At 60.6% G+C, this 15,731-nt stretch carries 12 protein-coding genes; 11 read left to right on the forward strand and 1 reads right to left on the reverse strand.

The genetic code is table 11. The features are described 5' to 3' along the window. The first annotated feature begins 56 nt into the window (after positions 1–56). The 9 genes from BMY84_RS24110 (at position 57) to BMY84_RS29430 (ending at position 9,383) form a co-directional block, all read left to right on the forward strand. Positions 57–1,250 (forward strand): FAD-dependent oxidoreductase, encoded by a 1,194-nt coding sequence (locus BMY84_RS24110; RefSeq protein ID WP_256215410.1) that lies wholly within the window; start codon positions 57–59, stop codon positions 1,248–1,250. Further along, the gene (locus BMY84_RS24115) at positions 1,247–2,035 is read left to right on the forward strand and encodes a maleate cis-trans isomerase family protein (protein WP_256215411.1); all 789 of its coding nucleotides are present in this window, start codon (positions 1,247–1,249) and stop codon (positions 2,033–2,035) included. The genes BMY84_RS24110 and BMY84_RS24115 overlap by 4 nt, the downstream gene beginning before the upstream one ends. Before the next feature lie 13 nt (positions 2,036–2,048). Next, on the forward strand, positions 2,049–2,957 hold the full coding sequence (locus tag BMY84_RS24120; RefSeq protein ID WP_093087243.1) for a hydroxymethylglutaryl-CoA lyase: 909 nt from the start codon (positions 2,049–2,051) through the stop codon (positions 2,955–2,957). 6 nt (positions 2,958–2,963) lie between these two features. Further along, the gene (locus BMY84_RS24125; RefSeq protein WP_093087246.1) at positions 2,964–4,160 is read left to right on the forward strand and encodes a CaiB/BaiF CoA transferase family protein; all 1,197 of its coding nucleotides are present in this window, start codon (positions 2,964–2,966) and stop codon (positions 4,158–4,160) included. A 25-nt stretch (positions 4,161–4,185) separates the two neighbouring features. Then, positions 4,186–5,592: a 3-isopropylmalate dehydratase large subunit gene (gene leuC, locus BMY84_RS24130; protein WP_093087248.1), complete on the forward strand. Its 1,407-nt coding sequence runs from the start codon at positions 4,186–4,188 to the stop codon at positions 5,590–5,592. Further along, positions 5,592–6,179, forward strand: coding sequence for a 3-isopropylmalate dehydratase small subunit (leuD, locus tag BMY84_RS24135; RefSeq protein WP_093087250.1), 588 nt, complete (start codon positions 5,592–5,594; stop codon positions 6,177–6,179). Before leuC ends, leuD begins: the two co-directional genes overlap by 1 nt. A gap of 15 nt (positions 6,180–6,194) precedes the next feature. Continuing rightward, positions 6,195–7,895 carry a thiamine pyrophosphate-binding protein gene (locus BMY84_RS24140; protein ID WP_093087252.1) on the forward strand — a complete coding sequence of 567 codons (1,701 nt, stop codon included), beginning with the start codon at positions 6,195–6,197 and terminating at the stop codon, positions 7,893–7,895. A 26-nt stretch (positions 7,896–7,921) separates the two neighbouring features. Further along, entirely contained in the window at positions 7,922–8,488 is a 567-nt protein-coding gene (locus BMY84_RS24145) for a cysteine hydrolase family protein (RefSeq protein WP_143075147.1), read from the forward strand. A 637-nt stretch (positions 8,489–9,125) separates the two neighbouring features. Further along, a complete protein-coding gene (locus BMY84_RS29430) occupies positions 9,126–9,383 on the forward strand; it encodes a hypothetical protein (RefSeq protein WP_143075148.1) in 258 nt (85 codons plus the stop codon). A 148-nt stretch (positions 9,384–9,531) separates the two neighbouring features. Here BMY84_RS29430 and BMY84_RS24155 read toward each other — a convergent pair whose 3' ends face one another. Further along, complete coding sequence (locus tag BMY84_RS24155; protein WP_256215412.1) at positions 9,532–11,124, reverse strand: tyrosine-type recombinase/integrase; 1,593 nt, start codon at positions 11,122–11,124, stop codon at positions 9,532–9,534. A 349-nt stretch (positions 11,125–11,473) separates the two neighbouring features. Here BMY84_RS24155 and BMY84_RS24160 point away from each other — a divergent pair, with 349 nt between their 5' ends. Both BMY84_RS24160 and BMY84_RS29960 read left to right on the forward strand, forming a co-directional pair. Then, the gene (locus BMY84_RS24160) at positions 11,474–12,388 is read left to right on the forward strand and encodes a hypothetical protein (RefSeq protein ID WP_256215413.1); all 915 of its coding nucleotides are present in this window, start codon (positions 11,474–11,476) and stop codon (positions 12,386–12,388) included. Between the two features lie 146 nt (positions 12,389–12,534). Then, the gene (locus BMY84_RS29960; protein ID WP_177204171.1) at positions 12,535–12,693 is read left to right on the forward strand and encodes a hypothetical protein; all 159 of its coding nucleotides are present in this window, start codon (positions 12,535–12,537) and stop codon (positions 12,691–12,693) included. Positions 12,694–15,731: the final 3,038 nt, after the last annotated feature.

A 15,731-nucleotide genomic window follows, 5' to 3' on the forward strand; every position in this document is an offset into this window, starting at 1 on the left:
CCCTGCCCGCCCTGATGCAATGCGGATGGGTCAGTTCTCCGAACAATGAGGAAGCAATGCGCAAAGTAGAGGCCCTCGTCGTGGGCGCCGGACCCGTGGGCACGATCGCGGCGTCGCGGCTCGCGGCGATGAACATCGATGTCATGCTGTGCGAAGCGCAATCCTCCTGCGCGCATGATCTGCGCGCCTCCACCTTCCATGCCTCGACGCTGGAGATGCTGGACGAAATCGACGCAGTGGCGCCCCTGATCGATCGGGGCCTGAAAGCACCCGTCTATCATATGCGCGACCGCCAGAGCGGCGCCGTGATCGATTTCGACCTTGCTGAAATTGCAGACCGGGCGCGCTTCCCCTTCCGCCTGCAATGCGAACAATTTCACATGGCGAATCTGCTGGCGCAGCGAATGATCGATGATCCCAAGATCGACATGCGGTTCAACGCGCGCCTGGTGGATGCCCGTGAAACCGCCGACGGCGTGATCGCGACGATCGAGGACAATGGCATCCTGACGGAAGTCTTCACCAAATTCCTGATAGGTGCCGATGGATCGCGATCGGTCGTGCGCGAGAAGATGGGCGTCGCATTCGAAGGCTTCACCTATGAGGAAAAGTTCGTCAGCCTGTCGACTGCGCTGCCGATCGAGGACCATGTCCCCAATCTGTCCTATGTGAACTATATCTCCGATCCCGACGAATGGCTGGTGCTGTTGCGCGTGCCGACGCTATGGCGCGTACTGGTTCCGGCTGATGGCGCCCTGACGAACGAGGAACTGATTTCCGACGCCAACGCGGCGAAGGTTTTCAGCCGGATCGTCGGCGACGTCCCCGTCGTCACCGAACATCGCACCATCTATCGCGTGCACCAGCGGGTGGCCGAGCGCTTCGTGAAGGGACGGATGCTGCTGATCGGCGACGCCGCCCACCTCAACAATCCGCTGGGCGGCTTCGGCATGAACAGCGGCATTCATGACGCCTGGAACCTGACCGAAAAGGTCTATGCTATCTTGCGGCAGGACGGGGACAAGGCGCTGCTCGACCGTTTCGACCGGCAGCGGCGCACCGTGACCCGCAACTTCATTCAGGCCCAGACGATCGAGAATATGGCTTTCATGGAGCAGGGCGCGGGCGAAGCCAGCCGGTTGCGGCGCGAGCGCATGGCGCAGATCCACGCCGACCCGGACCTGCGCCGCGATCATCTGCTCAAGCAGGCCATGTTCAAGAGTCTCGAAGAAGCGGAGAGCATCGCATGACCATCGAAACCCCTGTCCGTGAAGCGCCTGTCCGTCGCAGCGCCGATGCGCTTGGCCCGCGCATGAAGTTCGGCGTGCTTGGTCCGTCGACCAACACCATCGTCCAGCCCGATTTCGACGATCTGCGCCCCCATGGCGTTACCAATCATTATAGCCGCATCGTCGTCGACAATGCCAAAGCGGTGTCGAACGAGACCTTCATGGCCGGCGCGTGGGAAATCAGCCATAACACGATCGACGCCGTGCGCGGCGTGCTGACCTGTCAGCCCGATTATCTGGTCATGGGCATGTCCGCGGTCACCTTCTTCGGCGGGGCCGAAGGCGGCCGCAAATGGCGCGAGAATGTGGAAGAGGTGTCGGGCCTCAAAGTCTCGACCGGGTCAGAAGCCACGGCGGCCGCGCTGGCCGCCTATGGCGGGGTGAAGAAAATCGCCTTCCTCTCCCCCTATTTCCCGACCGCCAATGCCGAAGTGCGCAACTTCCTGTCCGACTATGGCTATGAAACGGTGCGCGACATTCCGCTGCAATGCCCGTCCTGGATTGCCATCGCCGAACAGACGCCGGAACGCATCCGCGACGCGATGAAGCAATTGGACGGCGATGATGTCGACGCGATCATTCAGGTCGGCACCAACCTGTCGGCGATCCGGCTGGCGGCCGCCGCTGAATTGTGGCTGGGCAAGCCGGTGATCGCGATCAACACCGCAACCTACTGGCATGCGCTGCGGGTCAATGGCATCCATGACAAGGTGCATGGCTATGGACGGCTGATGGCCGAATATTGACGGGAGAGGCGGCGTGAAAAGCATCGAACTGGTCGAGGTCGGCCCGCGCGACGGGCTTCAGAATGAAAGCCTGATCGTGTCGACCGCCGACAAGATCGTGCTGATCGAACGCGCCGTCGCCGCCGGCATCCGCCGGATCGAAGTGGCTAGCTTCGCCAATCCGCGCCGCGTGCCGCAAATGGCCGATGCCGAAGCCGTGATCACGGCCCTGCCCGACTGGAGCGACGTGATCACCATCGGGCTGGTGATGAACGTTCGCGGTGCCGAGCGCGCGCTGGCCACCAAGGTCGGCCAACTGGGGGCCGTCTGCATCACGACCGACAGTTTCGCGATGCGCAATCAGGGCCAAACCAGCGCCGAGTCCATGCAGGTCGCACAGCATATCCTTGCCCTTGCGCAGGAGGCAGGACGCAGCGCGCAGGTCACGATCGGAGCGGCCTTCGGCTGTCCGTTCGAAGGCCATGTTTCGCCCGACCGGGTCGTCGCGATGGCGATAGAACTTGCCAAGGCTGGCCCCTGCGAAATCGCACTAGCCGACACGATCGGGGTCGCCGTCCCGGCCGAAGTGACCGCGCTGGTCAGGCGGGTGCGGGACGCGGTTCCGGGCATGCCGATCCGCTGCCATTTCCACAATACGCGCAACACCGGCCTCGCCAATGTCTGGGCCGCGGTAGAGGCAGGCGCCACGACGATCGATGCCTCGCTGGGCGGTCTGGGCGGTTGCCCGTTCGCGCCGGGCGCCGCCGGCAATGTGCCGACCGAAGATGTGCAATATCTGCTGGAGCGTTCGGGCGTGGCGACCGGCGTCCAACTCGATGCACTGATCGCGGCGAACTGCTGGTTCACCGATGTCATGGGCAAGCCCCTACCATCGATGGTCAGCCGGGCCGGCCCCTTCCCCGCCGCTCAACAGAGGGATTGACAGGAGATGGACTTGGAAAACACCGGCGCGCTTGCGGGCATCCGCGTGATCGAACTGGGCCAGTTGATCGCCGGCCCCTTTTGCGGACAATTGCTGGGCGACATGGGTGCGGATGTCATCAAGGTCGAACCACCCAGACAGGGCGACCCGATGCGCAACTGGGGCCATGGCGACGCCAAGCTGTGGTGGGAGGTCGTCGCCCGCAACAAGAAATCGGTATCTGCCAATCTGCGCGTGCCGGAAGGTCAGGACATCGTCCGCAAATTGGCGGCGACGGCCGACATATTGATCGAGAATTTCAAGCCCGGCACGATGGAGAAATGGGGCCTTGGCCCGGACGATCTGCACGCGATCAATCCGCGTCTAATCATCGTGCGGGTGTCGGGCTATGGCCAGACCGGTCCCTATTCGTCACGCGCCGGCTTTGGCGGCATTGGCGAGGCGATGGGCGGATGGCGCTATATCGTGGGCGATCCCGACCGGGCGCCCAGCCGGATGGGCGTGTCGATTGGCGACAGTCTGGCCGCGACCTATGGCTGCATGGGCGCGCTGGCCGCGCTCCATGCCCGCGAACGCACAGGCCGGGGTCAGGTGGTCGACAGCGCGCTCTATGAAGCCGTATTGCAGGTGATGGAAAGCCTGGTTCCCGAATATGCGGTGCAGGGCCATGTCCGCACCCGATCCGGCTCCATCCTGGAAGGGATCGCGCCGTCCAACGTCTACCCCACCAGCGATGGCGAATATCTGATCGGCGCCAATCAGGATGCGATCTTCGGTCGGCTGTGCAAGGCGATGGGCCGCCCCGAACTGGCCGGCGACGAACGTTACGCCACGCATGTCGCGCGCGGCAGGCATCAGACCGAACTGGACGACCTGATCGCCGACTGGACCCGCACGCTGACCGTCGACGAACTGGAAACGCTGATGATCGAACACAGCATTCCCGCCGGCAAAATCTATCGCGCCGCCGACATGCTGGAAGACCCGCATTTCGCCGCGCGCGAGGCGCTGGTGGAAATGGATAGTCCGCGCTGGGGCAAGTTCAGGATGCAGAACAGCTTCCCCAAATTGTCCGACACGCCCGGCAGCATCCGCAGCCTCGCCCCGACTGAAATCGGCCAGCACAATGCCGAAATCTATGGCGCGCTGCTGGGTCTGGATCAGGCCGAAATCGACCGATTATCCGCCGCTGGCGTGATCTGACCCTCATTTTTCCGAAAGACCCGCAATGTCCGCACGCACGCTTTACGACAAGATCTGGGACGATCATGTCATCTCCGTTCAGGATGACGGCACCTGCCTGATCGGCATCGACCGCCACCTGATCCATGAAGTGTCCACGCCGCAAGCCTTTGAGGGATTGCGCGCCGCTGGTCGCAGGCTGCGCCGCCCGGACCTGACGTTGGCCATGCCCGACCATAATGTCCCCACCAGTGATCGCGATGCGCCGATCTCTGATCCGCAATCAGCGTTGCAATTGCAGGTGCTGGCGGAAAACTGCCGCGATTTCGGCATCGAATATTATCAGATGACCGCACCCGAACAGGGGATCGTCCATGTCGTCGGCCCCGAGCAGGGCTTCACCCTGCCGGGCGTAACGCTGGTCTGCGGCGACAGCCATACGTCAACCCATGGTGCGCTGGGCGCTCTGGCTTTCGGCATCGGCACGTCGGAGATCGAAACGGTCTTCGCGACCCAGGCGCTGCTGCTGCGTAAATCGCGCAACATGGCGGTGCGGGTGAACGGCGCGCTGGCGCTGGGCGTCACGTCGAAGGATGTGGCGCTCCACCTGATCGGCCGGATCGGAACCGCTGGCGGCACCGGCCATGTAATCGAATTCATGGGATCAACGATTGACGCCATGTCGATCGAGGCCCGCATGACGCTGTGCAACATGGCGATCGAAGCCGGCGCCCGCGCCGGACTGGTGGCGCCAGACGACAAGACATTCGCCTATGTGCAGGGCCGTCCCCGTGCACCGCAAGGCGCTGCATGGGATGACGCCATGGCATGGTGGCGGACGTTGAGGAGCGATGCCGACGCCCTTTTCGACAGGCTGGTGGAGATCGACGCGGCCGATATCGCGCCAACTGTGACATGGGGCACCAGTCCCGAAGACAGTGCGCCCATCGACGGCGCCGTGCCCGCCATCGACACCGATCCAGCCAAAGCCGCTGCGATGCGCAAGGCGCTCGACTATATGGCGCTGCAACCCGGCACGCCGATGCAGGAGATCGCCATCGATCAAGTCTTCATCGGTAGTTGCACCAACAGCCGGATCGAAGATCTGCGCGACGCCGCAGCCGTGCTGCGCGGCCGCAAGGTCGCGGCGCGTATCCGCCGGGCGATGGTGGTGCCGGGATCGGGACTGGTCAAGCGTCAGGCCGAAGCCGAAGGGCTGGACCGCATCTTCATCGACGCGGGCTTTGAATGGCGCGAGCCGGGCTGCTCCATGTGCCTTGGCATGAACCCGGACAAGGTGCCAGCGGGCGAGCGCTGCGCCTCCACCAGCAACCGCAATTTCGTGGGGCGGCAGGGGCCGGGCGCACGCACGCATCTGGTTTCGCCACCCATGGCCGCTGCGGCTGCCGTGACCGGCCATCTGACCGACATTCGCAGGATGGAGATCGCCTGATGCGCGCCTTTCGCTCTGTAACCGGCATCGCCATCCCCTTTGGCGCGAAGAATGTCGATACCGACATCATCATTCCGTCGCGCTGGCTGAAGGTCATCACCCGCTCTGGCCTTGGGCAGGGGGCGTTCGAGCAGTTGCGTCAGGACCCAGCCAATATTTTCGACCAGCCGCGCTACCGCGATGCACCGATCCTGATCGCGGGCGAGAATTTCGGCTGCGGCTCCAGTCGCGAACATGCCCCCTGGGCCTTACTCGACATGGGCATCCGCGCCGTGATTGCCCCCAGCTTCGCCGACATCTTCTCCGGCAACAGTGCGAAGAACGGCCTTGCACTCATCGTCCTGCCACAGGCGGCGATCGATCGGCTGATGGCTGTAGCGCAGGCCCGATCGGTGACGGTCGATCTGACGGGCAATGTCGTGACCTCCGACGCCGGCGATCGGTTCCCCTTCAGCATGGACCCGTTCCGCCGCGATTGCCTGCTGGAGGGGCTGGACGAAATCGGCCTGATCGAACGTCGCGAAGCGCACATCGCCGACTATGAGACACGCCTGCACAACGAACGCGCCTGGGTTGGCGCACGATAAAGGGACAAGAAAGCCATGACCGCGACCGGACAGGAGATAAGCGGCGCAGCGCTGCTGGCGAAGGCAATCCATGCCAGCGGCGCACGAACCCTGTTCGCGCTGGCAGGCGCCACCCACGCGCCCATGCTCATGGCGTTCGAGGATCTGGGCGGCCGTATCATCGGCGGTCGGCATGAAAGCGGCACGGTCGGCGCGGCGGACGGCTATGCCCGGCGAACCGGACGCATCGGCTTTGCCTGCATCATCGCCGAACAGGGGATGCAAAATGCGCTGACCGCCATCATGACCGCGGCCCAGTCGGAAAGTCCCGTCGTGATCCTGGCGACGCGCTTTCCCGACAGCTGGATCGAACCGGCGGTCGCCTATAGCGTCGACCGGCATGAACTGACGGCGCCTTTCATCAAGTTCAGCCGTACCGTGCCCTCCCCCGATCGGCTGGGCGAATATTTCGCCGCCGCGTGCAAGGCCGCGACGGAGGGCGTGCCCGGCCCGGCGCTGCTGGTGCTGCCGATGGACATGATGACGCAGGCTGTGCCGGATGCCCTCATGCCAGCACAGCCTCCATTGCCCCTCCCGCCCGCCCGTAATGCACAGGTTGCGGAGGTCGCAGAGCTGATCGGCAACGCGCAAAGGCCGATCATCGTTACGGACGTCGGCGCAGCGCGCGGCGGGTGCGAAACCGGGCTTAATCGGCTCGCTGCAATGGGCATTCCGGTGCTGGGGAATAGTCTGGGCCGGGGCATCGTGCCGGAGGTGGCTCCGCTAGGCTACCCCTGGCCCTATGCGCAGAAGGCCGCGCCGCTCGCCGATCTGGTGATCGTGGTCGGCGCGAAAATGTCGATGTGGTTTGGCTATGGCAAGCCGCCTCGGTTCGGCGAAACGGCGCGCTTCATCCACATTGACGACAATCCCGCCGCGATCGGACGCAATGTGGCGGTGGACCTGCCCATTGTCGCCCATATGGGCGATAGCCTGACCCTGATTGCCGACGCATTGGAACAGCAGGACTTCACACGCGACGCGCAGTGGATCGAAGATGCCTTGTCCGAACGCAAGGCAAGGATCGACGGCTTCTGCGTGGAAGATGGTTCCCCCGTGCATCAGATCGAAATCGGCGCAGCATTGGACGCGCTGTTTCCGCCAGATCGCATTCTGGTAGGCGACGGCGCGGACATATTGAACTTCACCTTCGCGCGCATGCGACTGCACGGGCCGCGCAGCTATGCCGATCACCTACCATTGGGGGCGATGGGATCGGGCTTTCCAATCGCCATCGGCATGGCTGCGGCCGAAGCCGAACGGGCGGAGGCATGCGGAGATATAGCTGCGCCGACCCTCCTCGTCACCGGTGACGGATCGATCGGTTTCTTTCTGGCCGAACTGGACACGATGCGCCGAGCCGCCCTCCCCCTGATCGTGCTCGTCAGCAATGATGGCAAATGGGGCACGGAATATCATGGGCAGGCCATAGCCTATGGCCGCACAGTCAATACCAACCTGGGCCTGTCCGACTATGCCGGGATTGCTCGCGCCTTCGACTGTTCTGCTTGGATGGCGGATGATCGGGACAGTCTGTATGCGGCCATCATTGCTGCGCGGGATAGCCACGGCCCTGGCCTGATCGATGTGCGGATCGATCCGATGGGCGGGAAGGTACGCAAGGAAGACCCACTCCTCGGCATGATCCTGTTCGAAGATATCGTCAAAAAGCATTGAGCAACGGACTGAAAGTCGGATTCGCCATGTCCAGCCTCTATCTTATTATCGACCTTATCAACGATCTGCTCGCCCATGAGCCGATGAAGGATCAGGTCGCCCGCCGCCATATCCTGGAAAATTCCGCGCATGTTCTGATGAAAGCGCGAGCGGCCGGGGTGCCGGTCGCTCATGTGCGCGTCGCGTTTAGCGGCGATTTCGCTGAAGCGCCTGCGGCTTCTCCGCTGTTCTCCAGTTTCAAGGGCAGCGGATTGTTGCAACTGGGATCATCGGGCGCCGCCGTACATCCTGCGCTTGCGCCCTGCCCTGCTGATATCGACATCGTCAAACATGGCGTGAGCCCATTCATTGGCACCAGCCTGGATGCACAAATCGCACGGCTGGGCGTGACGCAGCTTTATGTATCAGGAATATCCACCACGCTTGCCGTGAGCAGCGCCGTTCGGGAGGGCCATGACAGAGGGCTTGCCGTCACCCTGATCGAAGATACGTGCGCGGCGCATGACGATGCAGATCACGCATTGGAGATCAGGATGTTATCGCAACTCTGCACGATCATATCCGCGGCGGAAGCTACCTTCGACAGATCATAGCGGTGCGACCCGGATGTAGGGTCAGACCCCATTGATGTGAACGTTTGGATATGATTCAGTCTCCGCGAGGAGACAGGATTTGAGTGACCTGTACTGGCTGACGAGCGAGCAGATGGCGCGGCTGTAGCCGCATTTTCCGAAGAGCCAAGGCAAGCCCTGGGTTGACGACCTTGCAAATCTGCGCCTGTCGAACGGTGGTGGTGATTGGATGCTGGCAACGCTCCTTCCCTCAGGAAGTAAGGTGAGGCCCCTCGTCATAACTGACAGCGGCTTGCGGCCTTCCGGCGCTGCAGAGGACATACTGTTAATGTCGGGCGCTTGGACCGTCTTTGACTAGGTCGCAAAATCACGCGCTGGCATCTTCAGGGCGAAGATTGGCGGAATGGAGATCCAGTTGAATGGCGACAAGAGCTATGATGTGATGGGGGGACTTCTTCTATCGAAAGAACGGTGACGCAAGCTGACGCGGCAGCTTTTCAGTGGTGGTCATGCTGGAGAATGTGAGCCGAGAGGTAGATATCTACATAGCCAACAAAGATGGAAATGGCGCAGCGTCGACAAGATTCAGACCGTAGAAGGGGTCCACGGCGCACAAAGAGCAATAGTCCAGTTCGTGACGCTCGCGATAGTCGCCAGAATGACCGGCGTCGACCTCGCGAAATGTAGCGCTAATTTGTCCGAGCGTCTGCGCGAACTGACCGCACAGTATCGCGCGATGCAGCCCGTGCAGCGCAATCTGCAGATTCAACCCATGCTCGGTAAAATGGGATATTATACCGGTCCGGTTGACGGCCTTTGGGGTCGTTTGCCACAATATGCCCTTAACGCGTTTTTCCTGCGCAACGGGTACCCGCCGGCCGGTGAACATATGGGGGGCGTTATGTCAGGCTGGTGATCGCTACGCCACCTTGACAGCGGCCAGCCGGAACATGGGAGCGAGCCGGTGGTTGGATCAATGCCATTGACACCCTTTCGACTTTTTCGGCGCAGTTGACCTGCGAGACGGCATTTCGACACGAAAATGCTGACGAGTCGGTATCCTGTTATTTCATCGCGCTGAGCAATCGTCCCGCAGCGCCATGTTCAGCGGCCAGATTGCGGTTATATGCAAGAGCCATCTTCGGCGAACGCCAACGTAGCGCGTCCATAATACCTGCAAGATCCTCGCCGCTAGCGAAAAGGTCGTTAGTTATCCCTACACGGGTCGAGTGCGCGCTGATCCCCTTGTACCAACTGACATATTCATCAAGCGAGAGATCAGCCAGCAGCCCCTGCTCCCAGGCGTCGCTCAACCGCGCCTTGAATATCTGCGTTACCGCCTGAGGCCGCAGCGCCTGTACACCTGCCGTCACGACCGTCATAGAGTCGATACCTGTCCTGAATAGCTCGGGATCTCGATCTGATCCCAAATCGAGTCCCAGGTGCCGTTCCGCAGCTTGCCGCCTCTCAAGTCGCCGGAGCGCACGCGGCTCCTGCGGCTTGCGACGTTTCACGAACAACCGACGGAAGATCGGACCTGTCGTCACTTCAGGAACGCTTGCGAGTCCCGCGAGCGCGGAAAGCCAGGCCTGCAATGCAAGCACGCTCCGCTCTGACAGAAAGGCAGTTGCCCCCTCCCCTTCCTGGTCTCCCTTATGTCGCGGTATAGCCAGCAACCTTGTATGCGGATCACTGGAAGGCAGGATGTGCTCGACCTCAATGGCTACGAGCTCCGAAGCCCGCAGACCTGTGTCATAAGCGATCGAAAGCAGAGCAAAGTCCCTCGCCCCTTTTTCGTCGTCACCGCATGCCTTCAACAGTGCCTGAAGGCTCACGCCACGTGCAGTCTCCTTAACCGGGTCGCGCACTGCACCCTTGAACCGGAGCGGCCGCGCCTGTGTCTGCGCCACACCGAGGCGCCGACGCAACGCCTTCATTTCAAGTCGAACCAGATCGTCCTTGGTCGGATCATCAAGCTCGAACAGCCGGTGAAAAGTGCCGATCGCCCAGAGAATGCGCGAGAGGGTCGAAGGCTTGGCCCCTTTGCCCCCTTGCCCGTCTGCCCGCGCCCGCAAAAAGGCGATCACCGAGGCCGGCTGCGCTGGCAGTGCGCTAACCCCTCGCTGTCGGCATGCCTCTCCAAAGCCGCGCATGTCGGCCAATAGGCCCCGAACCGTATTGGCGGCGCTTGCCTCGAGCGTCGCCACCACAAGATCATAATCGACAGCCGGTCGGCCAGTTGTGGGCAAATATGCGAGTACCGTCTCGAACCGGTCGAGTGGCGCGCGAGCCCGCTCAGCATCGCGCGAGGCACGACGGGCTGCCATCTCTTGTTTACGCGCACCATAGCCCCATCGTTGGCCGGGTCCCGGCAACACAGACTGGGCTACGATCGGAAATGTCGTCGCAACGGGGTGAGAGATCTCAAGGAGCCTGGCTGCATACCCATCTCCAGCGTCGTTAGTCTCCACGAGCCCGTCGGATAGGTGCTCAGGGTGGGAACCAACCAACGTGTTATCAGAATCTTCGAACGAAACGCAATCGAGGCTGCCCTCACAATGGAGATTGGCATCGGAAGCAAAGGCTTCGGCATGCTCGGCCTTTTCCTGCTGGGTCTCGTCCTCCGGCAGCGCCAGAAAGGCGCGCAGCCCACGCAAGGGCCGTTTACTCCCGCTTTTCATCACTGCTTCCCGTCCAGATCCACCGATCATCTCATATAAGACATCACATTTTGGATCAATGATAATGGCCCTTGTCCCTTATCCAATTATTAGAGGATAAGTTCTTGCTTTCCAAAAGCTCGTTTTAGTTTAATTATCCTATTCAATATCCCACAAACGCGGGCCTTTTCTCGTCAACATGCCAGAGCCGGAAAATAGCATGGGTGAGCCGAATGGGCTGCTACTGGATGGCATTTTGCTGCCATATGCTCATGCGCAAGGCGCCCTAGAGCGACTTGACGATCGAATGCGATCGAGCCCTGTCCGCCGGCCCTGGACAAGTCGAATGGCCCTCCTCGAACGGCGCGCGCTCGCCTGGATCGACAACTTCGAACTTTCCGAAGATACACTTGCCGTCGACGGCCGCGGCCGGATTCAGACGAGCGACTATGACCTCACGCATTGGAAAGCGGCGATCGGCGCCCCGATCGGCCTCAAAACGATCCTCAATGATCCCGGCCTTCTCCTCGACTGGTTCGGTTCGAGTGATAGTGCCGAACTTTTGGGAAAACAGTCCGGCGTCCGCGACCGCTGGGACATGGTTGTGGCGGTCGAGGCCTGGGCACGTGCATGCCGGGCCTTGCCCCCCTCTCCTCCTCTTCTGGCAGGCGGGCGCATGGCTTCCCTCTGGCGTCGGCACGCGCCGCTGGGGCGTGGAGATACCGTCGCAAGCCTCCTGATCGGCGATCGCTGGAGCGCAGGGCGCTTCAACGGTACACAAGGCGGGCTTGTCGCGCTTGGCCTGAAGCTCAGCGGAGGTCCCTGGAAGATCGCTACTGGTGAAGCCGGCGACCGCCTCTGGCTTGACGCCATCACTGCCGGTGCTCGCGCGCATCTCGAACTGGAAAACCGTCTGCGGCTTTTTGCCGAGCGCGCACGCGACGCGCTTTCTCGTCGTCGGCGTGTTGGCCGACTGAGGGAAGTGCTGCTCCTCGCAATGGCGCGTCCTGCCGTCACCAGCGCTCTGGTCGCGCGCCAATTGAAGCTGACTTCAGCGGGCGCCATCAAGCTCCTGCTGACGGCGCAGGAAGAAGGCCTCCTCATCGAAAGAACCGGACAGGCGAGTTACCGAAGTTACGCTGTTCCAATGAGCGAGGCGTTTTTGACCGGCGCTGTGCAGGAGCGAATGCGCTTCGACATTTTCGAACCCGATTTCTGGTCCGACGAGGCGGAAAATGACGGCTCGCCAGAGCCTCGCTGAGGAGCAAAAGCCGCTCGAGATGACCTGCGGGTCATCCAGTCGACGAAGGCGCCTGACGGCCTGCTGAGCGCCTCCTAGCGGCATTTCTTCTTTTGTTCTCCTGACGGCGCTTATTTTGGGGCAGGAAGCGGCACCAGGCTCGGATCATGGCTGCTGAAACGTCTACCGGGGATGATTTTCCCGCTGCTGCATTTTTTACGCCTGAAACCCCTCCTATTTTTCTTTGGGATCGAGCGAATGCTCGGCGCATGAAGATTGATGCCGGAAAAATGCCGCGCCGGCCAATCAGCCGAACAAAATCCTGATGGCTTTTTAGGAACGTCGTTTTCGCTCACATCGTTTTTTTTCGCCTGCGCTTACCAAGACGCAGCTCAACTGACGAGGATAGTGCGACCTGCGATCCAGTCGTCAGATGTCCCCCCTGCCCTTCTCACTGCCGATCGCTATTTTGGCATTCAACTTTTATCGGCCGCGCTTTCGAGCAACATCTGGATGATGCGCCATAAGCTCAGGCTGCTATTTAGCAATGCTTGCCCGCGGACGTGGCCTACCGAAAAGAGCAGAATATCTTCAGCCTTCCGATCTCAGCACCATGCTGGGTAATGTGGCGTAATCACTCACCCCGTAAGATGCAGTTGCCTGGCGCCTGGGCGCTCGCAAACCGCGCGCCGCTCATGTTAAAGCGAAGTCGCCGCGTGGGGTCGATCGAGAACGCGAACCTGCCTCCCCATAATTGGCGCGACGTCCTGGCAGATGAAGCGAGGATCTGCTGATCGGCTCTTGAGCACCCATAATATCCGAGCCGCTGGGCATTGCCCCCCGGGCTTCGTCATATCTAATTTGTCGTGAATAGGCATGCGCAGCCGGCGGCTCGCTCACGGCGTGTAAGATGGCAAGAGGTCCATCTGTGACGCCAAGGCGAAGCACCTCCATGCCGATCATCCATCAAGGATGATGTGGGTCATTGCGGGGGAATCAACTGACATCTCTTGGATAATAGCGTGCCGAGGGTCTGGAACTCAGAGGAATAGGCTGTCGATTGGAGCGCTCAGGGTTGCAGAGCATATATATCGGTTGCTCCCCCTCCCCTACCCCCGCTGGTTCTTTGCAACCGGGCGTTGCAAACCCAGCCTTGGTGCGCTGCTTGATAAGGACTGTGGCGCAGAACGATGCGCCTATCCGGTTGGATGGGTAGACGTCCACAGCGTGGTGGTGCAGCGTCTCATCGCGTGCTGTCATATGCCGGCACGTCTTACAGCCTGAACTGTTGCCCTGGAATGGGGCTGCGCCTTTGAGGCGCGTTCGGCTCGCGTGAGGCTACTCGTTTGAACTGCGAAACTTTCCTCACCCCTTATGTCCTCCATACCAGTGCGTGGTGCATTCATCTAAGAGTCTGTTTGGAAAATGCGCTCTTCCGCGCATTTTCGATGCGGCACCGGCCCGCACCCCCACCCGACCACCCATCAGGGTACCATGTCTGGGCGGTCGGGTGGGGGTGCGGGCCGGTGCGGATGCGCCAAAGGCGCATTTCCAAACAGACTCTAAGCGGCCATCACAGTGGAAGTCGGTGCCGGACTTACCCGACCCTGGCTACATGCTTTCTGCCCTTGAGGAAGTTTCTGAGCTTTTGGTCGGATGTACCCCATCAACATATGGCTTCTAAAGGGTCCGTATTAGGTTCCGCCCAGTTGGATCGACCCGCGGATGGATTTCTCATTTCCAGAAGTTGTTGCGGCGCTTGCCGTCACGTCGGAAATTGGCGGGCTGACATCCTCTTGCGGCGCGCAGTGCGAACTTCGCTATCATCTTTTGATCCTTCGCGAGGCCCGTCATGAGAGCCGGACATCTAGATGTGATATGCGTAGACTGCTTCTCCTGAAGCTTGCTCCATTCTGACGATGGTGTCCTTATCGCTTTCCGTTTGGCGTATGCAGACATTCTGTGTCGCTCATTCCCCTAAAGGAGCGCGGGACGACGGGTTGCACTAACGAGGTTATCAGCTGGCTGCCAATATGTTTGGCATCTGTTGGATCAGCTATGCTGCCGGGCTGATTGGTGCCGAGCGAGCAGGTCACATGGAAGGGGCCCCTCTTTCGGCATGGGCCTCAGGCTCGTCGTTAAAAGGTGGCAGTCGAGAGGATTGGCCTCTCCCCATTCCTGGGATCGGTTTGAGACAAGGTGCTGGGTTCTCTTCAAATCTTCTCGGAAAATTTGATTCAGAAAGGCGCCGTCAGGCGCATCTTAGAACCTTTATAGAATCTATAAGAAGTTAGACCGTTTCGGGAGACGGTGCGAATCGCTGACTCTGCGCGAGTCGCGAGATATCGCCTGTTCCTGAAATCCCGCCGACCTGTTCCTGAAGTCCCGGAGCTAGCGTTCCCGATCTCCCGTGATTCGGTTCCTGAAGTCCCGATAGCCGTTCCTGATATCCCGTCTCGGGCTGGAGATCAGTTAGCGCGCGATAAGCGGTAAAACATGTTTTACTCACCAATTTATTGCAGTAATTTCAGCATGTTGACTAATATTTTCGCCATTTTTCATTTTAAAACCAGCGCCGGCTATCCGCATTCTGACCCGCGTTGAGGAATGAGCCAATCAACATGGTGGATTCGCTACACGGGATATCAGGAACAGAGGCCGCATAACGCCGTCTGCTACCTCATTTACGCGGCTCCAACCTCCTTGAGGCAGGCCTCGCTGGGCCTAGCGCCGTTCATCCCCACACCATGGCGCGGAACGGTATACGGGACTTCAGGAACGCTCCTCGTGATCGATAAGGCGGCCCGCTGTCGTATCCGGGATTTCAGGAACGCCCTCCCCTCTCCCCACATACGTGATTTTAGGAACGATGGAGTTTGGGTACTGCGGCGGTCGTAGGCGCTTAAGGCCGCTTCAGACCAACCTGGTCGGACAATTCGATCGGCATCTACGATACGCTTAAAAGGCTGAGCGAAAGTGGCTGATGCGACCCAGTTAAAGATCGTGAGCATGTGAGGAGCTAACGGCCGCTTACCGGGCGACCATCTGGCGGATAAGGGCTCCGTCGGACCAGACAGTGTGAGCTTCAATCGCCTTGATTTTGCTTCAGACACAGCGTTCCTGAAATCCCGGATATCGGCAGCTTCAAGGTTATACGGTTCAGGAGCAGGCCACTCCCATGTTTATCTGGGCGAGTGGCATGGCATTACTCCACTGCCCAACGTCACGCCGGCTCAGAGCTGATCCTGGCGGTGATGAAAAATCTGCCACTAGAGCATCGCGCTTGAAATAGGAATCGAGGGATTCCCATGAGGTCGGAAATGTGATTCACCGTTGTTGGAGGTGGATCATGGGGAAATTCTAT

The organism is Sphingobium sp. AP50 (assembly GCF_900109095.1).
Classification (GTDB): Bacteria; Pseudomonadota; Alphaproteobacteria; order Sphingomonadales; family Sphingomonadaceae; genus Sphingobium.

Excerpts from the sequence above, each read along its gene's own strand:
- BMY84_RS24160 (WP_256215413.1), top strand. The coding sequence starts at position 11,474 with ATGGCCCTCCTCGAACGGCGCGCGCTCGCCTGGATCGACAACTTCGAA.
- BMY84_RS29430 (WP_143075148.1), top strand. The coding sequence starts at position 9,126 with ATGACCGGCGTCGACCTCGCGAAATGTAGCGCTAATTTGTCCGAGCGT.
- BMY84_RS24125 (WP_093087246.1), top strand. The coding sequence starts at position 2,964 with ATGGACTTGGAAAACACCGGCGCGCTTGCGGGCATCCGCGTGATCGAA.
- BMY84_RS29960 (WP_177204171.1), top strand. The coding sequence starts at position 12,535 with ATGGCTGCTGAAACGTCTACCGGGGATGATTTTCCCGCTGCTGCATTT.
- leuC (WP_093087248.1), top strand. The coding sequence starts at position 4,186 with ATGTCCGCACGCACGCTTTACGACAAGATCTGGGACGATCATGTCATC.
- leuD (WP_093087250.1), top strand. The coding sequence starts at position 5,592 with ATGCGCGCCTTTCGCTCTGTAACCGGCATCGCCATCCCCTTTGGCGCG.
- BMY84_RS24145 (WP_143075147.1), top strand. The coding sequence starts at position 7,922 with ATGTCCAGCCTCTATCTTATTATCGACCTTATCAACGATCTGCTCGCC.
- BMY84_RS24140 (WP_093087252.1), top strand. The coding sequence starts at position 6,195 with ATGACCGCGACCGGACAGGAGATAAGCGGCGCAGCGCTGCTGGCGAAG.
- BMY84_RS24115 (WP_256215411.1), top strand. The coding sequence starts at position 1,247 with ATGACCATCGAAACCCCTGTCCGTGAAGCGCCTGTCCGTCGCAGCGCC.
- BMY84_RS24110 (WP_256215410.1), top strand. The coding sequence starts at position 57 with ATGCGCAAAGTAGAGGCCCTCGTCGTGGGCGCCGGACCCGTGGGCACG.